This is a genomic window from Salmonella enterica subsp. diarizonae (genome assembly GCF_008692785.1).
GTDB lineage: Bacteria > Pseudomonadota > Gammaproteobacteria > Enterobacterales > Enterobacteriaceae > Salmonella > Salmonella diarizonae.
This window is the reverse complement of record NZ_VXJV01000002.1, coordinates 199,760-218,653: the sequence shown is the minus strand read 5'-3', so window position 1 is coordinate 218,653 and position 18,894 is coordinate 199,760. Positions and strand designations below refer to the sequence as shown.

Below are 18,894 nucleotides of genomic sequence, written 5' to 3'. Positions count from 1 at the left end.
CTACAGTTAACCTGTTGTCGCCTGTGGTAGTTTGACAGATAATAGGCGGCTTTTTTATTTCAGGCCGAAACATGACTGATTACCTGCTGCTCTTTGTCGGAACTGTACTGGTCAATAACTTTGTACTGGTCAAGTTTCTGGGCCTTTGTCCCTTTATGGGCGTATCCAAAAAGTTGGAAACCGCCATGGGGATGGGCCTCGCGACGACCTTTGTCATGACGCTGGCGTCGATATGCGCCTGGCTTATCGACACCTGGATACTTATTCCGCTGGATCTGATTTATCTGCGGACGCTGGCCTTTATCCTCGTCATTGCCGTGGTCGTGCAATTTACCGAAATGGTTGTACGAAAAACCAGCCCGGCATTATACCGCTTGTTAGGCATCTTCTTACCACTGATTACCACTAACTGTGCGGTTCTGGGCGTAGCGTTACTGAATATTAATCTCGGTCATCACTTTCTTCAGTCGGCGCTGTACGGATTTTCCGCCGCCGTCGGTTTTTCATTGGTAATGGTTCTGTTCGCCGCCATCCGCGAACGCCTTGCCGTGGCGGATGTGCCGGCGCCTTTTCGTGGTAACGCGATAGCGTTGATTACCGCAGGATTAATGTCTTTGGCCTTTATGGGCTTTAGTGGTTTGGTGAAGTTGTAATGAATACTGTCTGGATTGCCGTTGGCGCCCTGACCTTTCTGGGCCTGGTGTTCGGCGCCATTCTGGGTTATGCCTCTCGCCGATTCGCGGTTGAAGATGACCCGGTAGTTGAAAAAATCGATGCAATTTTGCCACAGAGCCAGTGTGGTCAGTGCGGCTATCCCGGTTGCCGTCCCTACGCCGAAGCCGTGGGTCTCCAGGGTGAGAAAATCAATCGTTGCGCGCCCGGCGGCGAGGGCGTCATGCTGAAAATTGCAGAGCTGCTAAACGTAGAGCCGCAGCCATGCGATGGTGAAGAACAGCAGGCCGCGCCGGTACGTATGCTGGCAATTATTGATGAAAATAACTGCATTGGTTGCACAAAATGCATTCAGGCCTGCCCGGTTGACGCTATCGTCGGCGCAACGCGCGCCATGCACACGGTCATGAGCGATCTCTGTACCGGCTGTAATCTGTGTGTCGCTCCGTGTCCGACGCACTGCATCGAATTACGTCCGGTGAATGAGACGCCCGACAGTTGGAAATGGGATTTGAACACCATTCCCGTTCGCATCATTCCCGTGGAACAACATGCTTAAACTATTTTCTGCTTTCAAAAAAGATAAAATCTGGGATTTCGACGGTGGTATTCATCCGCCCGAAATGAAGGCCCAGTCAAACGGCACGCCGCTGCGCCAGGTGCCTTTAGCACCGCGCTTCGTTATCCCCTTAAAACAGCACATTGGCGCTGAGGGCGAGCTGTGCGTTAGCGTCGGCGATCGCGTGCTGCGCGGCCAGGCGCTCACCCGTGGACGTGGGAGAATGCTGCCGGTACACGCGCCCACCTCCGGGACGGTTATCGCTATTGCGCCCCACTCGACGGCGCATCCTTCGGCGCTAGCGGAGTTAAGCGTCATCATTGATGCCGACGGCGAGGACCGCTGGATTGAGCGCGAGGGCTGGTCTGATTACCGTGCCCACAGTCGTGAAGCGCTCATTGAACGCATTCATCAGTATGGCGTTGCCGGGCTTGGTGGCGCAGGGTTTCCCACCGGCGTTAAATTGCAGGGCGGCGGCGATAAAATCACCACGCTTATTATTAATGCCGCAGAGTGCGAACCTTACATTACGGCGGACGATCGTCTGATGCAGGACTGCGCCGCGCAGATTGTGGAAGGTATCCGCATCCTGGCGCATATTCTGCAACCGCGTGAGGTATTAATCGGCATTGAAGATAACAAACCGCAGGCTATTTCCATGCTGCGCGCCGTACTGGCTGACGCCCACGATATTTCGTTACGCGTTATCCCAACCAAATACCCTTCCGGCGGTGCAAAACAGCTCACTCAGATACTGACGGGAAAACAGGTTCCCCACGGCGGGCGCTCCTCTGATATTGGCGTGCTGATGCAAAACGTCGGTACGGCTTATGCCATTAAACGCGCCGTGGTTGACGGCGAACCGATCACAGAACGCGTCGTCACCTTAACGGGTGAAGCGGTAAGCCGTCCGGGTAACGTCTGGGCGCGGCTCGGCACTCCCGTTCGTCATTTGCTTAACGATGCCGGTTTCTGCCCTTCCGCCGACCAAATGGTCATCATGGGCGGTCCGTTAATGGGATTCACCCTTCCCTGGCTTGACGTACCGGTTGTAAAAATCACCAACTGCCTGCTGGCGCCATCCGTGACTGAAATGGGAACGCCTCAGGAAGAGAAAAGCTGTATTCGTTGCAGCGCTTGCGCTGACGCTTGCCCTGCCGACCTTTTACCGCAGCAGCTTTATTGGTTCAGCAAAGGGCAGCAGCATGACAAGGCTACCACTCACCATATTGCCGATTGTATAGAATGCGGCGCCTGCGCCTGGGTCTGCCCCAGTAATATTCCGCTCGTCCAATATTTCCGTCAGGAAAAAGCGGAGATTAATGCAATAAGGCTTGAAGAAAAACGCGCCGCCGAAGCAAAAGCGCGTTTTGAGGCTCGTCAGGCAAGACTGGAGCGCGAAAAAGCCGCCCGCCTTGCACGCCACAAGAGTGCGGTCGTACAACCTGCGGCAAAAGATCAGGATGCCATTGCCGCTGCGCTGGCACGGGTAAAAGAGAAACAGGCGCAGGCCACGCAGCCGGTGATTATTCAGGCTGGTAGTCTGCCGGACAATAGCGCCGCGATCGCGGCCCGTGAAGCACGTAAAGCGCAAGCGCGCGCTAAACAAGCCGGTCATACGATGGCTGACAGCGCGATATCTGGCGACGATCCGCGCAAAGCCGCAGTGGAGGCAGCTATCGCCCGCGCCAAAGCCCGTAAGCAGGAACAGCAGGCCGTAAAACCTGTCGAACAGGTCGACCCGCGCAAAGCCGCGGTGGAGGCAGCTATCGCCCGTGCCAAAGCCCGCAAGCAGGAACAGCAGGCCGTAAGTGAACCTGTCGAACCGGTCGATCCGCGCAAAGCCGCGGTGGAGGCAGCTATCGCCCGTGCCAAAGCCCGCAAGCAGGAACAGCAGGCCGTAAGCATTCCTGTCGAACCGGTCGACCCGCGCAAAGCCGCGGTGGAAGCGGCTATCGCCCGTGCCAAAGCCCGCAAGCAGGAACAGCAGGCCGTAAGCATTCCTGTCGAACCGGTCGACCCGCGCAAAGCCGCGGTTGCTGCGGCGATCGCCCGCGTCCAGGCAAAAAAAGCAGCACAGCAGCAGGTTGTTAACGAGGACTAAATGGTATTCAGAATCGCAAGCTCGCCTTATACCCATAACCAGCGCCAGACATCGCGAATCATGTTGCTGGTGTTAATCGCCGCTCTGCCGGGGATTGCCGCGCAGACGTGGTTTTTTGGTTGGGGAACGCTTTTCCAGATCGTTCTGGCTGCCATCACGGCGCTCGTCGCAGAAGCCATTGTCCTTAGGCTGCGCAAACAATCGGTCGCCAGCCACCTGCAGGATTATTCCGCGTTATTGACGGGGCTTTTGCTGGCGGTCAGTATCCCTCCGCTCGCGCCCTGGTGGATGGTCGTGCTGGGAACGGGATTCGCCATTATTATCGCCAAACAGTTATATGGCGGGCTGGGACAAAACCCCTTTAATCCGGCAATGATCGGTTACGTGGTGCTATTAATCTCCTTTCCGGTGCAAATGACAAGCTGGTTGCCGCCTTATGAAATAGCCGCAACAACGCCCGATATGCTGGACACGTTGCGGATGATTTTTACCGGGCATACCGCCAGCGGCGGCGATATGACGCTGCTACGTATAGGAATTGACGGTATCAGCCAGGCGACGCCGCTGGATACGTTTAAAACGTCCTTGCGCGCCGGGCATTCCGTTGAGCAAATTATGCAGTACCCGATATACAGCGGCATGCTGGCCGGCGTAGGCTGGCAGTGGGTTAACCTCGCCTGGCTTGTCGGCGGCGTATTCCTGCTGTGGCAAAAAGCTATCCGCTGGCATATCCCGGTCAGTTTTCTGCTCACGCTGGCGCTATGCGCCGCGTTAGGTTGGCTTTTCTCGCCCGCTACGCTGGCCTCGCCACAGTTGCATCTTCTGTCAGGCGCCACCATGCTGGGCGCGTTTTTTATCTTAACGGATCCGGTTACCGCCTCCACGACCAACCGTGGACGTTTAATTTTCGGCGCGCTGGCTGGGGTATTAGTGTGGCTGATTCGTAGCTTCGGCGGTTATCCGGACGGCGTTGCTTTTGCTGTCCTGTTGGCGAATATCACGGTTCCTCTGATCGACTACTACACGCGCCCCCGCGTCTATGGACATCGCAAAGGATAAACCATGCTGAAAACGATTCGTAAACACGGTATTACGCTGGCGCTTTTTGCCGCAGGCTCTACGGGATTGACCGCGGTGATTAATCAGATGACCAAATCAACCATTCACGAACAAGCGCTGCAACAACAGCATGCCTTGTTCGATCAGGTATTGCCGCCAGATCGTTACAATAATAATCTGCAAGAGAGTTGTTATCTGGTTGATGCGCCCGCTCTCGGCAAAGGCATACACCGTGTTTTTATCGCTCGCAAGGATGATAAACCCGTAGCGGCCATCATTGAGGCCACCGCGCCAGATGGCTATTCCGGCGCTATCCAGCTTATCGTCGGCGCAGATTTCAATGGTACCATCCTGGGGACGCGCGTGACGGAACATCATGAGACGCCAGGATTGGGTGATAAAATTGAGCGCCGTTTGTCTGACTGGATTACCCACTTTAGCGGTAAAACCATCAGCGGTGAAAATGATACGCACTGGGCGGTGAAAAAAGATGGCGGTGATTTTGATCAATTTACCGGGGCGACAATAACGCCGCGCGCCGTGGTGAATGCAGTTAAACGCGCCGGGCTGTACGCCGAATCACTGCCCGCTCAGCTCCCCCATTTAACCGCCTGTGGAGAATAACCATGAGCGAAATAAAAGATATTGTTGTTCAGGGGTTATGGAAAAATAACTCCGCTCTGGTGCAGCTACTTGGCCTGTGCCCATTACTGGCGGTGACGTCTACGGCAACCAATGCTCTGGGGCTGGGTCTGGCCACGACGCTGGTATTAACGCTGACCAACCTGACGGTTTCCGCACTACGTCGCTGGACGCCGGCAGAAATCCGTATCCCGATTTACGTTATGATCATTGCCTCGGTGGTAAGCGCCGTACAGATGCTGATCAATGCCTATGCATTCGGTTTGTATCAGTCTTTAGGGATTTTTATTCCGCTGATTGTAACGAACTGCATTGTTGTCGGTCGCGCCGAAGCGTTTGCCGCGAAAAAAGGACCGTGGCTTTCCGCGTTGGACGGTTTTTCCATCGGCATGGGCGCGACAGGCGCGATGTTCGTGCTGGGCTCGCTGCGCGAGATCCTCGGGAATGGCACGCTTTTCGATGGCGCGGATAGCCTGCTGGGAGGCTGGGCAAAAGTATTACGGGTCGAGATATTTCACACCGACTCGCCTTTCCTGCTGGCGATGCTACCGCCAGGCGCGTTTATCGGCCTGGGACTCATGCTGGCGGTAAAATATCTTATTGATGAAAAAATGAAGAAACGCCGCGCCGAAACCGCGCCTTCCGCTGTTCCGGCAGGTGAAACAGGGAAAGTCTGATGAACAAAGCAAAAAGGCTGGAAATTCTGACGCGCCTGCGCGACAACAATCCGCACCCCACAACAGAACTCAATTTCACGTCGCCGTTTGAGTTGCTGATTGCCGTGTTGCTTTCCGCCCAGGCAACTGACGTCAGCGTGAACAAGGCTACCGCCAAACTTTACCCGGTTGCCAATACGCCAGCCGCGATGCTGGAACTGGGCGTAGAGGGCGTGAAATCCTATATCAAAACCATCGGCTTATTTAACAGTAAAGCGGAAAACGTGATTAAGACCTGCCGTATTTTACTGGACAAGCATAATGGCGAAGTGCCGGAGGATCGGGCGGCGCTGGAAGCGCTTCCCGGCGTGGGACGTAAAACGGCTAACGTGGTGCTGAATACCGCCTTCGGCTGGCCAACCATCGCTGTTGATACGCATATATTTCGTGTATGTAACCGAACGCAGTTCGCGCCGGGTAAAAATGTCGAGCAGGTAGAAGAGAAGCTACTGAAAGTGGTGCCGAATGAGTTCAAAGTGGACTGTCATCACTGGTTAATTTTGCATGGACGCTATACCTGTATCGCCCGAAAACCCCGCTGCGGCTCCTGCCTCATTGAAGATCTTTGCGAATACAAAGAAAAAGTCGATATTTGATATTGTCGGAGTGCGTCCGTCACGCCAGCGCACTCCCACCTTCTGCCTGGATCTATTTTAGCCATTAATCATTCCAGTCTCTGTCCTTTTTCTGATGTAATGTGCTTTCGTTTTCCCCCCACGTCAGGTTAATCATTTTTTAATCGCAAAAATTTCTATCTATCCGTGATCAGGATCACTTTGATAACTTCATGTGAAATTTAGTGACATCTAAGGTTACATTTACAACCGGATAGACTGACGCCCCGTTTTCACTACAAAACATTACTCTGCCATTTTTTCAGATAATGGCCTATATCACTGCCTTTTACCTTAAATAGCAGAAGATATCGCCTTTCACCCAAAATTATGGCCTTTTCGCAGTGTAATAATCTGCCATTCTTCAAATGAAAAAATTTAACTCTGGATAACATTTCTGACGCCGGACGATTCAACCAGAGGAGTTATATGTAACAGATTATTACAAAGGTCTTGTCTGGAGAGGAAAGATAGTGAACATTACCTGCCGTTTCCCCTCCAATATAACAATCGGACGGATGAGTCTGACTCATCACGCGCCAGACAATCCCTGTTAATACGGGGCGTAAAAAAGAGGTAAAAGTGTCTACTGCAAACAATAAACCAACTGAAAGCGTCAGTTTGAACGCTTTCAAACAACCGAAGGCGTTCTATCTCATCTTCTCGATAGAGTTATGGGAGCGTTTTGGTTATTACGGCCTGCAAGGCATTATGGCCGTCTACCTGGTAAAACAACTGGGTATGTCAGAAGCGGATTCCATCACCCTTTTCTCTTCCTTCAGTGCACTGGTGTACGGCCTGGTCGCGATTGGCGGTTGGTTAGGTGATAAAGTTCTGGGTACCAAACGCGTTATTATGCTGGGTGCCGTGGTGCTGGCTATCGGTTATGCGCTGGTCGCATGGTCTGGCCATGACGCTGGCGTCGTCTATATGGGCATGGCGGCTATCGCTGTGGGTAACGGTCTGTTTAAAGCTAACCCGTCTTCCCTGTTGTCTACCTGTTATGCGAAAGACGATCCACGTCTCGACGGCGCTTTTACGATGTATTATATGTCCGTCAACATCGGCTCCTTCTTCTCTATGCTCGCGACGCCGTGGCTGGCGGCGCGTTATGGCTGGAGCACCGCGTTTGCGCTTAGCGTCGTCGGTATGCTGATAACCGTCGTTAACTTTGCTTTCTGCCAGCGCTGGGTGAAAAGCTACGGTTCCAAACCCGACTTTGAACCGATCAACTTCCGTAACCTGCTGCTGACGATCGTGGGCATTGTCGTGCTGATTGCGGTTGCCACCTGGCTGCTGCACAACCAGGATATCGCGCGTATGGTGCTGGGCGTAATCGCTCTTGGCATCGTCATTATCTTCGGTAAAGAAGCGTTTTCTATGCACGGCGCGGCTCGCCGTAAAATGATCGTCGCCTTTATTTTGATGCTGCAGGCGATTATCTTCTTTGTACTGTATAGCCAAATGCCGACATCGCTGAACTTCTTTGCCATTCGTAACGTCGAGCACTCTATTCTCGGTATCGCTTTCGAACCGGAACAGTATCAGGCTCTGAACCCGTTCTGGATCATTATCGGCAGCCCGATTCTGGCCGCTATCTATAACAGGATGGGCGATACGCTGCCGATGCCGATGAAATTCGCCATTGGTATGGTGCTGTGTTCCGGCGCATTCCTGATTCTGCCGCTGGGCGCCAAATTTGCGAACGATGCTGGCATCGTATCCGTAAACTGGCTGATCGTGAGCTATGGTCTGCAAAGTATCGGTGAGCTGATGATCTCCGGTCTGGGACTGGCGATGGTCGCACAGTTGGTTCCGCAGCGTCTTATGGGCTTCATCATGGGTAGTTGGTTCCTGACAACGGCAGGCGCTAACATCATCGGCGGTTATGTCGCCAACCTGATGGCCGTGCCGAGTGACGTGACTGACCCACTGATGTCCCTGGAAGTCTATGGTCGCGTATTTATGCAGATTGGCGTAGCAACCGCAGTTATCGCCGTCCTGATGCTGCTGACAGCGCCTAAGCTGAACCGTATGACCCAGGACGATGATACCGCTGAGAAAGGCTCTAAAGCCGCTACAGTTTAATTTTCCGGGAAACAACATTCAGGCCGCTAACTGTGCGTTAGCGGCTTTTTTTTTGCCCGTCCCCGCACTACCATACTTTAAACCTCAGCAAAAAGGAGTTACCGATGAAACTGTTCTACAAACCGGGTGCCTGCTCTCTTGCTTCCCACATTATCCTGCGCGAAATTGGCAAAGACTTTACGCTTGATGGCGTCGATCTCGCAAAAAAACGCCTGGAAAACGGTGATGATTACCTGGCAGTAAACCCTAAAGGACAGGTTCCGGCTCTGCTTCTGGATGACGGCACGCTGTTGACTGAAGGCGTCGCCATTATGCAGTACCTCGCCGACAGCGTCCCCGACCGACAGCTTCTGGCGCCTGTAAGTAGCCTTGCTCGCTATCATACGCTGGAATGGCTCAACTATATTGCAACGGAACTGCATAAAGGTTTTACCCCGCTATTCCGCCCTGACACGCCGGAAATGCTTAAACCCGCCGTTCGCGCCGGTCTGGAAAAGAAATTTCAGTATGTTGATGAGTCGCTTTCAGACGACCAGTGGATTTGCGGCCAGCGTTTTACCATCGCAGACGCTTATCTGTTTACCGTATTGCGTTGGGCATATGGCGTAAAACTGAATATGGACGGGTTAACGCATATTGAAAGTTATATGCAGCGTGTCGCGGAAAGACCGACCATTGCGGCAGCGCTTAAAGCGGAAGGACTGAATTAATGTCATGTTGCCGGATAGCTCGCAGTACCGCCATCCGGCATCTTTTCAGCAGCAATAATTAGAGCCGCGTTGCGCTGAAGTAATGTTCAGGATTAGCGATCCGATCCTGGGCCGCCACGACCTGCAGTTCGTACTCCTGCATCGTTTTGGTGGCGATCATAATCTCATATACTGCCGCCGTAACGTGCTCCAGCGCCTGCTGCAACGTCGCGCCCTGCAAAAGTTTGACCAGCAATAAACCACTGGTGACATCGCCAACGCCAACCGGCTGACGTGAGCCGAAATCCACCAGCGGACGGCTAATATGCCAGGCTTCCTGCGCTGTCACCAGCAGCATTTCAAAGCGTTCTGAACTGTAACCGGCACGGGCGAGATGTTTTACCAGTACAATCTCTGGCCCCTGAGCAATCAGTTCACGCGCCGCCTGCACGGCGTCATTCACATTATTAACGCTATGTTTGCTGAGAATTTCCAGTTCAATCAGGTTAGGCGCGATAATATCGCTGGCGGGTAGCGCATAACGCACATGGAACTCTGCGACGCCGGGCGCCACGATACAGCCCTTTTCCGGATGCCCCATCACAGGATCGCAGAAATATTTTGCCTGCGGATTTGCCGCTTTAACCTGGCGCACAATACCGAGAATGTGTTCTCCCTGCTCGGCAGATCCCAGGTAACCGCTAAGTACGGCGTCGCAGTGCGCTAACTGGCCAATGTCCGCAATCCCCTGGACAATCTCAGTCAGATGGCTGGGCGGCATGACACAGCCGGTCCATTTACCATATTGCGTGTGGTTAGAAAACTGAACGGTATTCAGCGGCCAAACATTCGCGCCAAGACGACGCATGGGAAATTCGGCAGCGCTGTTGCCCGCATGTCCGAAAACAACATGGGACTGGATAGCGAGGATATTCTTCATTTTTTTACCTGAACATCAAAAATAAGGGAGTGATTTCTCACTCCCTGTTACTTAATGCCTTATTTCCAGCAAATCAGACAATAGTTCTTTTTGCCGCGACGCAATAAGGTATAGCGGCCAAACAGACGGTCCTCATCGTTAAAGATGTATTCAGGATCGGATTGTTTTTCACTATTGATAGTGACTGCGTTGGAGGCGATAGTCTTACGCGCCTGACCACGCGACGGCTGGAGTTCGGCGTCTACCAGCGCCTGCATCAGATCGGTGCCTTTTTCCAGTTCGATCATCGGCACGCCGTCCTGAGCGAGTTGCTCAAAATCCGCTTCGCTCAGTTCGCCCAGGTTGCCGTTAAAGAGGCTTTCAGTAATACGTTTTGCCGCAACCAGCCCCTCTTCGCCGTGAACCAGACGCGTCACCTGCTCGGCCAGCACATACTGAGCGCGCGGCGCTTTACCGCTGTTTTTATCTTCTTCTTCCAGGGCATTGATCTCTTCAATGTCCATAAAAGTGAAGAATTTCAGGAAACGATAAACATCGGCATCCGCGGTATTAATCCAGAACTGGTAGAATTTGTACGGACTGGTTTTCTTCGGGTCCAGCCAGACAGCGCCGCCTTCGGTTTTACCAAATTTCGTGCCGTCAGCTTTGGTGATCAGCGGAACGGTCAAACCAAATACCTGATTCTGGTGAAGACGACGGGTCAGGTCGATACCGGAAGTGATGTTCCCCCACTGGTCAGAACCGCCAATCTGTAAGGCAACGCCGTGCAGTTTATTCAGACAAGCGAAGTCGTACCCCTGTAGCAGGTTATAAGAGAACTCCGTGAAAGAGATACCCTGATCGTCACGGTTCAGACGCTGCTTCACCGCTTCTTTGTTGATCATCTGATTAACGGAAAAATGTTTACCGATATCGCGCAGGAAAGTCAGCACATTCATGCTGCCGAACCAGTCATAGTTATTGGCCGCGATGGCGGAGTTTTCGCCGCAATCAAAGTCCAGGAATGGGGCAACCTGTTTACGAATTTTCGCCACCCACTCCTGAACGGTCTCTTCAGTGTTCAGTTTACGCTCGGCGGCTTTAAAGCTCGGGTCGCCAATCAGACCGGTCGCTCCGCCTACCAGCGCAACAGGTTTATGCCCTGCCTGCTGGAAGCGTTTCAGGCATAACAATGGAACCAGATGCCCCAAATGCAAGCTGTCAGCGGTAGGATCGAAGCCGCAATAGAGCGCGATCGGGCCTTGCGCCAGTCGCTCTGCCAACGCGTCTTCGTCCGTCACCTGGGCTACCAGCCCCCGCTCTTGCAATTGTTTAATCAAGTTACTGCTTGCCATCAAAATCTCCATGTATAAAACGACTGCACCTTTGCCGGTACACGACTTTTCGCCAGACGCGAAAGAGACATAGCATAAAACGGCGGATTCATCCGCACCAGTGCTTAAAACAAGAATTTTGCATCTTTAGGGCGCAAGACGGTCGATTTTCCACGCGCCGTCGTCGCGTTGGTATAAAAAGCGATCGTGCAGACGATGTTCGCCGCCCTGCCAGAACTCCATCTGTTCGATACTCACGCGAAAACCGCCCCAGAAGCTGGGCAACGGAACTTCGCCCTGTTGAAACTTCTGCTTGAGCTCCAGGAATTTGCTTTCAAGGATACCGCGCGCGGAAATGCGGCTGGATTGTTTAGAGACCCATGCGCCGATCTGGCTATCACGCGGACGGCTGTGGAAATACCTCACCACCTCAAGTGTGGAGAGACGCTCGGCTTTGCCTGTCACCATCACCTGGCGTTCAAGCATATGCCAGGGAAATAACAGACTGATACGCGGATTGTGCTCAATTTGATGCGCCTTGCGGCTTCCCAGGTTGGTATAAAAGACCAGGCCTTTTTCGTCATAATGCTTGAGCAACACAATACGCTGGTACGGTTGCCCCTTGTCATCTACGGTCGCTACAACCATTGCCGTCGGATCGGCCAGCCGGGCGTCGCACGCCTGCCCAAGCCAGCGCTCAAACAAGATTAACGGTTCAGCGGGTAAATCGCGGCGACGCAAGCCGCCTTTCGTGTATTCACGGCGCAGATGCGCGATCTGCTGCAATTGGTCGTTATCAGACATGGCGTTGATCAGAAATAATCAGTGGGTGGCGCTATTGTGCGCCCCCGTAATGAAAATCTCAACGCTTCGGATTTTGTAACTGACAGTTATTTAGCACAATTCTGTCTCGTTTATAGACTGTGGCGCGCTCACCTTGCGACCAGAAAACATAAATCCCGTCGGTATAACGCGCGCCCGAGGCCGAGATTCCTTGCTTCAGGGCCAGCAGCTTATTGTCATAAACAAAACTGACTTCTTCACGCGGGTTATTGACTTTAACGGTAAGCGGCTTCTCATCACACTGGTATTCCAGTGTATCCGTTTGCATACGTTCAACAAATTGTTGATAAACGCTACAGCCGGTCAGAAGCACAGGTAAACACATTATTACTATCTTTTTCATAGGTATATCCCGAAAGCTCTCCTGCTTCTGGAGGGGCAAACGCCCCTTCCTGACCTTCCTAGTTTACCGATATATCGTCCGGGAAAAATTCAGTTAACTCTGAGTTCTTGGGTTAGCAGGGTAAACAGCGCCTAAAACACTGGCTTCTGTAGCGCCCGTCACGGAAGGTAAATTTCCCGGCAGGCCCGCAAGGGTTCGCCATGCAAGCCATGCAAAGGCCAACGCCTCCATATCATCGCCACTGATCCCCGCCTTATCGGTGGTCGAAACCTCGATACCCGGCAACAGCGCTGCCAGACGAGCCATCACTAACGGATTCCGGCTTCCGCCGCCACAGACCATCAGCCGCTCGCAGCCGCCGTTGAGCAGCACCTGTTGGGCGATAGAGACCGCCGTCAGCTCAGCCAGCGTGGCCTGTACATCGCGCACGCCTGCGCCGGGGAAAGCCATAAGGTGACGCTCTAACCAGCCATAGTTGAAGTACTCACGTCCTGTACTTTTGGGCGCCGACGCAGCAAAGTACGGATCGCTCAACATCTTTTGCAGCAATGGAAGAATAACCTGACCTTCTTTCGCCCATGCCGCGTCTTTGTCGTAGGGCTGCGCACATTGCCGCCAAATCCACGCATCCATCAACATATTGCCCGGCCCCGTATCGTATCCGCGCACCGCCTGCCCGGGGAAAAGCAGAGATAAATTGGCGATACCGCCGATATTCAGGACCATCCGTTTTTCCGTCGGATGTCCCAACAGCGCGTGATGAAAAGCGGGCACCAGCGGCGCGCCTTGTCCGCCCAGCGCAATATCCCGCCGCCGAAAATCGCCGACCACCGTAATCCCCGTATGGGCGACGATATGATTATTATCGCCAATTTGCAGAGTATGCGGGGCATCTCCGCTCGGTTCATGCCAGACCGTTTGCCCATGACAACCAATGGCGACGATATCCCGCGGCTGCAAACGTTGTTGCGCTAACAGCGCATTAACCGCCTGTGCAAAAAGCCGGCCTAACTGGGTATCAAGCTGACCGAGTTGCGAGAGCGTAAGCGGCTGCCCCTGACAAATATCAAGAATGCCTTTTTTCAGATGAACGGGAATAGGCCAGGTGAGACTTGCCTGTTGCGCAACCATTGTTTCATCAATTGCCGCCAGTACAACATCAACGCCATCAAGGCTGGTTCCGGACATAACGCCAATAAAACGGCCCGATTTCATACCTCTTCCTTTTAAGCTGGGTTAAGCCTTAACACTCGGCATAACGTATTTTGACATGCTATGCCTGCGTCACGTTTTTTGCCGTGCCGTCCACGGATATCAATAACCTATCTTTTCTTGCTTCCCACTTCGTTTAAGGTTAGTTAATGAACTTCTGATTATGATTTTTACATTCTTTCAGCAGAAGATATGACCTTAACTGCATAAATGCCATATAATTTAGCTATAGGGATGCTGAAATAGCGTTTCGTGAAGAACAGGAGATTGGTAAATGATTAAACGTGTACTGGCCGTTTCACTGATGGGGTTATCCTTAGCTGGATGTGTTAACAATGATAGCCTTTCGGGCGATGTGTATACCGCATCCGAGGCTAAACAAGTTCAGAATGTAACGTACGGTACTATCGTTAACGTTCGTCCGGTTCAAATTCAGGGCGGTGATGATTCTAACGTGATTGGCGCTATCGGCGGCGCGGTGTTGGGCGGATTCCTCGGCAACACTATCGGCGGCGGTACTGGTCGTTCACTGGCGACCGCGGCAGGCGCGGTGGCTGGCGGCGTAGCGGGCCAGGGCGTCCAGGGCGCAATGAATAAAACCCAGGGTGTGGAACTGGAAATTCGTAAAGACGATGGCAACACCATTATGGTTGTGCAGAAACAAGGAAATACGCGTTTCGCGGCAGGTCAGCGTGTCGTGCTGGCCAGCAACGGCAGCCAGGTTACTGTCTCTCCACGCTAAAACAGGCTTTACGTGTGGTCACATGACCACACGTATGCCTCTGCGCCTCAATCGTGAGAGTGCAATTCCATAATGTTGTGTTCAAGTTTGGCGATAAGTTTAATCAGAAGCTCAATCTCCTCTGAAGAAATCCCGTCCAAAATTTCACCGCGCGTTTTATGAATGACCGCTTCCATCTCGGTGATCAGCGGCTCCGCTTTCTCAGTCAGTTTAATGCGCTTAGCGCGACGATCGCTGGCGCAGGTTTGCCGCGAAATTAGCCCCTTATCTTCAAGTTGATCCAACGTGCGTACCAGCGATGGCTGCTCAATGCCTATCGCTTTAGCCAATTGAATCTGCGACTGGTCAGGCGGCAATTGATGAATATTGTGCAGCGTGACCCAATGTGTCTGCGTCAATTCCAGAGGCTTGAGGCGATGGTCAATCAGAGCACGCCAAATGCGCACCAACCGTGCCAGATCAGAACCTAGTGGCGATTCCAATTTCATCTCCTTATAATTAGCTTGCTAAGTTATTATACTGATTTTAGAATAGTGTGCAGTATTTGCATTCTCAAAACAAATGTATTGCTAAATTTGCTTACCAATAGACATTTTTTCAGACATAGTGCGCAATCGGCACCTATAGCTTCGGTTTTGGCTAAAACTAAAGCATCGTCGTCTGACGCAAAGGAACATTGCTTGTGAAGTGTATACTCAACGCCACAGGATTGCCCTTACAAGATCTCATGTTGGGAGCATCTGTTTACTTTCCGCCGTTCTTTAAAGCCTTCGCGCTTGGATTCGTTATCTGGTTGTTTATTCACCGACTCCTGCGTGAATGGATATACTCTGGTGAAATCTGGCATCCCCTGTTAATGGATCTCTCCCTCTTTACGCTTTGCGTGTGTCTGGGCCTCGTTTTACTGATCGCGTGGTAAATATGTCATTAAAAACAATAAAATATTTTTCTACTCTCATTGTCGCCGTCATCGCCGTTCTGGCCGCGTGGTGGTTATGGAATTACTATATGCAGTCGCCGTGGACGCGCGATGGTAAAATCCGCGCGGAACAGGTCAGCGTAACGCCGCAGGTCTCTGGCAGCATTACCCAACTCAATGTCAAAGATAATCAGTTCGTCAACGCGGGGGACATTCTTTTTGTCATTGATAAAACGCCCTTCCATATTGCGGAACTTAACGCGCAGGCGCAGTTGGCCAAAGCGCACTCCGATCTGGCAAAAGCGAATAATGAAGCCGAGCGACGTCGACATTTATCGCGTAACTACATTTCTGCTGAAGATCTGGATAGCGCCAATCTGAATGTTAAAGCGATGCAAGCCAGCGTAGATGTCGCACTGGCAACGTTAAAACAGGCGCAGTGGCAGCTTAGCCAGACAGAAGTAAAAGCGCCGGTATCCGGCTGGGTGACCAACCTTTCCACGCGTACCGGTGATTATGCCAGTACCGGTAAGCCGCTTTTCGCATTGGTAGATAGCCATTCATTTTATGTAATGGGATATTTCGAAGAAACCAAACTACGCCATATTCACGAAGGGGAGCCAGCATTAATAACGCTGTATAGTGGCAATATTAAGTTACAGGGTCACGTTGGCAGTATCGGGCGCGCTATTTACGACCAAAGCGTGGAGAGCGATTCCGGTTTAGTACCAGATATCAAACCCAACGTGCCGTGGGTACGTCTGGCGCAACGCGTTCCGGTGCGTATCGAATTTGACGCTTTGCCGCAGGATATCACGCTGGTCTCCGGCACTACCTGTAGCGTGGCGATTGGACACCGGTAATGAAACTCTCCCTGCCGGCACTGCGAAATACGCCCTGGGTTAAAGCAACCTCCGGCCAGTGGCGTTACGCGTTGCGTAATACTATTGCCATGTGTCTCGCGCTGACATTCGCTTATTATCTCAATCTGGATGAGCCCTACTGGGCGATGACTTCGGCCGCAGTGGTGAGCTTTCCGACCGTAGGCGGCGTAATCAGTAAAAGTCTGGGGCGTATTGCCGGGAGTTTACTCGGCGCGACCGCTGCGTTGATTATTGCCGGCCATACGCTAAATGAACCCTGGTTGTTCTTGTTTAGCATGGCCGCCTGGATCGGTTTTTGTACCTGGGCCTGCGCGCATTTTACCAATAATGCCGCTTATGCTTTCCAGTTGTCCGGCTACACGGCGGCGATCATCGCGTTCCCGATGGTCAATATTGTAGAAATCACGCAGTTGTGGGATATCGCCCAGGCGCGCGTATGTGAAGTTATCGTCGGCATCCTCTGCGGCGGCATGATGATGATGATTCTGCCCAGCACGTCGGATGGCACCGCCCTGCTCACCGCGTTGAAAAACATGCATGCGCGCTTGCTGGAACATGCCAGTCTACTTTGGCAGCCGGATACCACCGACGCCATCCGCTCAGCGCATGAGGGCGTCATTGGGCAAATCCTGACCATGAACCTGTTGCGTATTCAGGCTTTCTGGAGTCATTACCGTTTTCGCCGCCAGAATGCGTTGCTCAATTCATTGTTACATCAGCAATTACGGCTAACCAGCGTGATCTCCAGTCTGCGTAGAATGCTTTTAAACTGGCCGACGCCGCCGGAAAACAGCCGCGAAGTCATTGAACAACTCTTAGCTGCGCTGGCGAAACCGCGCGCGGACAGCTACACCGTGGCGCGGATTATTGCGCCGCTACGCCCGCAGGATGAACAGGATTATCGTCGCCTCGCGTTCTGGCAGCGATTACGCTATTTTTGCCAGTTATACCTGCGCAGCAGCCGCCAGTTATATCTAATCGAAAACGGTGCGCCGGTGGATAAAATCAACATCCGCCGCACTCCTGGCCTTGCGCGGCATACGGATAACGCAGAGGCCATCTGGAGCGGTGTGCGTACCTTTTGTACGCTCACGGTTATTGGCGCCTGGAGTATTGGCGCACAATGGGAATCAGGGTCCGGCGCATTAACACTGGCGGCGATCAGTTGCGTCCTCTACTCCATCGTCGCCACGCCGTTTAAGTCGCTCTCCTTATTGATGCGAACTTTAGTGCTGCTGTCCTTATTCAGTTTCGTGGTGAAATTTGGCCTGATGGTGCAAATCACCGATCTGTGGCAATTCTTACTTTTCCTTTTTCCGCTGTTCGTCACGATGCAACTGCTTAAACTGCAGATGCCTAAGCTGGCGGGACTGTGGGGGCAGCTTATTGTCTTTATGGGCTCGTTCATCGCCGTGACCAATCCGCCAGTGTACGATTTCGCTGACTTCCTTAACGATAATACCGCTAAGATCGTCGGCGTCGCGATTTCCTGGCTGGCGTTTGCGATTTTGCGTCCCGGTTCCGATGCCGTAAAAAGTCGCCGCCATATCCGCGCGCTACGCCGGGATTTCGTCGATCAGCTTAGCCGTCACCCTTCCCATAGCGAAAGCGAGTTTGAATCGCTAACCTATCATCACGTCAGTCAGCTCAGTAACAGCCAGGATGCGCTGGCGCGCCGGTGGTTATTACGTTGGGGAGTGGTATTGCTGAACTGCTCGCATGTGGTGTGGCAGCTACGCGCCTGGGAGTCGCGTTCCGATCCGCTTTCCCGGGTGCGGGATATTTGTATCTCCCTGCTGCGCGATGTGATGAGCGAGCGCGGCGTGCAACAACGTCCGCTTGCCGCCACGCTACAGGAATTACAGCGTATCTGTGACACGCTCGCGCATCATCATCAACCCGCAGCGCATGAGCTGGCGGCGATTATCTGGCGTTTACACTGTTCGCTGTCACAGCTGGAGCAGGCGTCAGCGCAGGGAACGCTGTCTCCGGGTTATTTAATGACGCCGCAGGCGTAACGCGTCCCGCCGCCGCCAAGCGGTTTCGGTTGATCGGACATATTATCGCCGCCCACATGGATCATTAGCGCTTTATCTTTCACTTCATCAAGAGACTTCAGACGCGGCGCAGTAACCGGTTCGGTAGCGATACCATCATTATTAACGACTAACACCGGGAGATCGCCCAGATGTCCCTGGCCCTCCGGTCCTTCATGCTTGCCGGTATTTTGTGGGTCCAGATGACCACCAGCGGCTTCTGCCGCAACCGCTTTGCCATCTTTAATCGCGGGCTGGCAGCTACCTTTGGCATGAATGTGAAAACCATGCTCGCCAGGCGGTAACGCTTTAAGGTGCGGGGTAAATTTTAAGCCGCCTTCGGTTTCATCGATGACCACGGTGCCGATAGACTGTCCTACGCCTTGCGCCGTCACCAGATTCATCTCTACTTTCTCGCTTGCGGCCTGCGCACCCGCACAGGCCAGCAGCGTCACCATTGCTAAACTTAATCGCTTCATAAAACCTCCGTTACAAGTGGTAGCCTGTTAAGTGTAAACC

The 18,894-nt window shown here is 52.8% G+C and carries 20 protein-coding genes; 13 read left to right on the top strand and 7 right to left on the bottom strand.

The features are described from left to right. The first annotated feature begins 71 nt into the window (after window positions 1-71). The 9 genes from rsxA to gstA all read left to right on the top strand — a co-directional run bounded on the left by rsxA (window position 72) and on the right by gstA (window position 9,164). Window positions 72-653 (top strand): electron transport complex subunit RsxA, encoded by a 582-nt coding sequence (gene rsxA, locus F4V72_RS05065; RefSeq protein ID WP_000133179.1) that lies wholly within the window; start codon window positions 72-74, stop codon window positions 651-653. After that, a complete protein-coding gene (gene rsxB / locus F4V72_RS05060) occupies window positions 653-1,231 on the top strand; it encodes an electron transport complex subunit RsxB (RefSeq protein ID WP_053508062.1) in 579 nt (192 codons plus the stop codon). The genes rsxA and rsxB overlap by 1 nt, the downstream gene beginning before the upstream one ends. Continuing rightward, window positions 1,224-3,335: an electron transport complex subunit RsxC gene (rsxC, locus tag F4V72_RS05055; RefSeq protein ID WP_150342430.1), complete on the top strand. Its 2,112-nt coding sequence runs from the start codon at window positions 1,224-1,226 to the stop codon at window positions 3,333-3,335. Before rsxB ends, rsxC begins: the two co-directional genes overlap by 8 nt. After that, window positions 3,336-4,394: an electron transport complex subunit RsxD gene (gene rsxD / locus F4V72_RS05050; protein WP_053508065.1), complete on the top strand. Its 1,059-nt coding sequence runs from the start codon at window positions 3,336-3,338 to the stop codon at window positions 4,392-4,394. Window positions 4,395-4,397: 3 nt separating this feature from the next. After that, window positions 4,398-5,018 (top strand): electron transport complex subunit RsxG, encoded by a 621-nt coding sequence (rsxG, locus tag F4V72_RS05045; RefSeq protein ID WP_023187185.1) that lies wholly within the window; start codon window positions 4,398-4,400, stop codon window positions 5,016-5,018. Window positions 5,019-5,020: 2 nt separating this feature from the next. After that, window positions 5,021-5,713, top strand: a complete 693-nt coding sequence (locus F4V72_RS05040; RefSeq protein WP_001289628.1) for an electron transport complex subunit E — start codon at window positions 5,021-5,023, stop codon at window positions 5,711-5,713. Next, window positions 5,713-6,348 carry an endonuclease III gene (gene nth, locus F4V72_RS05035; RefSeq protein WP_001030318.1) on the top strand — a complete coding sequence of 212 codons (636 nt, stop codon included), beginning with the start codon at window positions 5,713-5,715 and terminating at the stop codon, window positions 6,346-6,348. The genes F4V72_RS05040 and nth overlap by 1 nt, the downstream gene beginning before the upstream one ends. Window positions 6,349-6,948: 600 nt before the next feature. Next, complete coding sequence (gene dtpA / locus F4V72_RS05030; protein WP_000100918.1) at window positions 6,949-8,454, top strand: dipeptide/tripeptide permease DtpA; 1,506 nt, start codon at window positions 6,949-6,951, stop codon at window positions 8,452-8,454. A gap of 104 nt (window positions 8,455-8,558) precedes the next feature. Next, window positions 8,559-9,164 carry a glutathione transferase GstA gene (gene gstA, locus F4V72_RS05025; RefSeq protein WP_053529770.1) on the top strand — a complete coding sequence of 202 codons (606 nt, stop codon included), beginning with the start codon at window positions 8,559-8,561 and terminating at the stop codon, window positions 9,162-9,164. A gap of 58 nt (window positions 9,165-9,222) precedes the next feature. On the opposite strand, the gene pdxY is transcribed toward gstA, so the two are convergent. The 5 genes from pdxY to anmK form a co-directional block, all read right to left on the bottom strand. Next, on the bottom strand, window positions 9,223-10,083 hold the full coding sequence (pdxY, locus tag F4V72_RS05020) for a pyridoxal kinase PdxY (protein ID WP_000789736.1): 861 nt from the start codon (window positions 10,081-10,083) through the stop codon (window positions 9,223-9,225). A gap of 59 nt (window positions 10,084-10,142) precedes the next feature. Next, window positions 10,143-11,417 (bottom strand): tyrosine--tRNA ligase, encoded by a 1,275-nt coding sequence (tyrS, locus tag F4V72_RS05015; protein ID WP_053529771.1) that lies wholly within the window; start codon window positions 11,415-11,417, stop codon window positions 10,143-10,145. Window positions 11,418-11,543: 126 nt separating this feature from the next. Then, window positions 11,544-12,200, bottom strand: coding sequence for a pyridoxamine 5'-phosphate oxidase (gene pdxH, locus F4V72_RS05010; protein WP_023248113.1), 657 nt, complete (start codon window positions 12,198-12,200; stop codon window positions 11,544-11,546). 58 nt (window positions 12,201-12,258) lie between these two features. Beyond that, entirely contained in the window at window positions 12,259-12,588 is a 330-nt protein-coding gene (gene mliC, locus F4V72_RS05005; protein ID WP_023248112.1) for a C-type lysozyme inhibitor, read from the bottom strand. Between the two features lie 87 nt (window positions 12,589-12,675). Then, window positions 12,676-13,797 (bottom strand): anhydro-N-acetylmuramic acid kinase, encoded by a 1,122-nt coding sequence (anmK, locus tag F4V72_RS05000; RefSeq protein ID WP_136058257.1) that lies wholly within the window; start codon window positions 13,795-13,797, stop codon window positions 12,676-12,678. A gap of 271 nt (window positions 13,798-14,068) precedes the next feature. Here anmK and slyB point away from each other — a divergent pair, with 271 nt between their 5' ends. Next, the gene (slyB, locus tag F4V72_RS04995) at window positions 14,069-14,536 is read left to right on the top strand and encodes an outer membrane lipoprotein SlyB (protein ID WP_023248110.1); all 468 of its coding nucleotides are present in this window, start codon (window positions 14,069-14,071) and stop codon (window positions 14,534-14,536) included. Window positions 14,537-14,583: 47 nt separating this feature from the next. Here the strand turns inward: slyB and slyA are convergent, their stop codons facing one another. Further along, window positions 14,584-15,024, bottom strand: a complete 441-nt coding sequence (gene slyA, locus F4V72_RS04990) for a transcriptional regulator SlyA (RefSeq protein WP_077918455.1) — start codon at window positions 15,022-15,024, stop codon at window positions 14,584-14,586. Between the two features lie 194 nt (window positions 15,025-15,218). On the opposite strand from slyA, the gene F4V72_RS04985 reads away from it, so the two are divergent. From F4V72_RS04985 to F4V72_RS04975, 3 genes are read left to right on the top strand one after another with little or no spacing between them, the layout of a single operon-like run. After that, the gene (locus F4V72_RS04985; RefSeq protein ID WP_023248108.1) at window positions 15,219-15,455 is read left to right on the top strand and encodes a DUF1656 domain-containing protein; all 237 of its coding nucleotides are present in this window, start codon (window positions 15,219-15,221) and stop codon (window positions 15,453-15,455) included. Between the two features lie 2 nt (window positions 15,456-15,457). Further along, window positions 15,458-16,318, top strand: coding sequence for an efflux RND transporter periplasmic adaptor subunit (locus F4V72_RS04980; RefSeq protein ID WP_053529773.1), 861 nt, complete (start codon window positions 15,458-15,460; stop codon window positions 16,316-16,318). Further along, window positions 16,318-18,357: an FUSC family protein gene (locus F4V72_RS04975; RefSeq protein WP_023248106.1), complete on the top strand. Its 2,040-nt coding sequence runs from the start codon at window positions 16,318-16,320 to the stop codon at window positions 18,355-18,357. The genes F4V72_RS04980 and F4V72_RS04975 overlap by 1 nt, the downstream gene beginning before the upstream one ends. Here F4V72_RS04975 and sodC2 read toward each other — a convergent pair. Further along, window positions 18,333-18,854, bottom strand: coding sequence for a superoxide dismutase [Cu-Zn] SodC2 (gene sodC2, locus F4V72_RS04970; RefSeq protein WP_000826818.1), 522 nt, complete (start codon window positions 18,852-18,854; stop codon window positions 18,333-18,335). The genes F4V72_RS04975 and sodC2 overlap by 25 nt on opposite strands. Window positions 18,855-18,894: the final 40 nt, after the last annotated feature.

Coding starts and splice junctions, on each gene's coding strand:
- rsxA (WP_000133179.1), top strand. CDS start 72: ATGACTGATTACCTGCTGCTCTTTGTCGGAACTGTACTGGTCAATAAC.
- rsxB (WP_053508062.1), top strand. CDS start 653: ATGAATACTGTCTGGATTGCCGTTGGCGCCCTGACCTTTCTGGGCCTG.
- rsxC (WP_150342430.1), top strand. CDS start 1,224: ATGCTTAAACTATTTTCTGCTTTCAAAAAAGATAAAATCTGGGATTTC.
- rsxD (WP_053508065.1), top strand. CDS start 3,336: ATGGTATTCAGAATCGCAAGCTCGCCTTATACCCATAACCAGCGCCAG.
- rsxG (WP_023187185.1), top strand. CDS start 4,398: ATGCTGAAAACGATTCGTAAACACGGTATTACGCTGGCGCTTTTTGCC.
- F4V72_RS05040 (WP_001289628.1), top strand. CDS start 5,021: ATGAGCGAAATAAAAGATATTGTTGTTCAGGGGTTATGGAAAAATAAC.
- nth (WP_001030318.1), top strand. CDS start 5,713: ATGAACAAAGCAAAAAGGCTGGAAATTCTGACGCGCCTGCGCGACAAC.
- gstA (WP_053529770.1), top strand. CDS start 8,559: ATGAAACTGTTCTACAAACCGGGTGCCTGCTCTCTTGCTTCCCACATT.
- pdxY (WP_000789736.1), bottom strand. CDS start 10,083: ATGAAGAATATCCTCGCTATCCAGTCCCATGTTGTTTTCGGACATGCG.
- tyrS (WP_053529771.1), bottom strand. CDS start 11,417: ATGGCAAGCAGTAACTTGATTAAACAATTGCAAGAGCGGGGGCTGGTA.
- pdxH (WP_023248113.1), bottom strand. CDS start 12,200: ATGTCTGATAACGACCAATTGCAGCAGATCGCGCATCTGCGCCGTGAA.
- anmK (WP_136058257.1), bottom strand. CDS start 13,797: ATGAAATCGGGCCGTTTTATTGGCGTTATGTCCGGAACCAGCCTTGAT.
- slyB (WP_023248110.1), top strand. CDS start 14,069: ATGATTAAACGTGTACTGGCCGTTTCACTGATGGGGTTATCCTTAGCT.
- slyA (WP_077918455.1), bottom strand. CDS start 15,024: ATGAAATTGGAATCGCCACTAGGTTCTGATCTGGCACGGTTGGTGCGC.
- F4V72_RS04980 (WP_053529773.1), top strand. CDS start 15,458: ATGTCATTAAAAACAATAAAATATTTTTCTACTCTCATTGTCGCCGTC.
- F4V72_RS04975 (WP_023248106.1), top strand. CDS start 16,318: ATGAAACTCTCCCTGCCGGCACTGCGAAATACGCCCTGGGTTAAAGCA.
- sodC2 (WP_000826818.1), bottom strand. CDS start 18,854: ATGAAGCGATTAAGTTTAGCAATGGTGACGCTGCTGGCCTGTGCGGGT.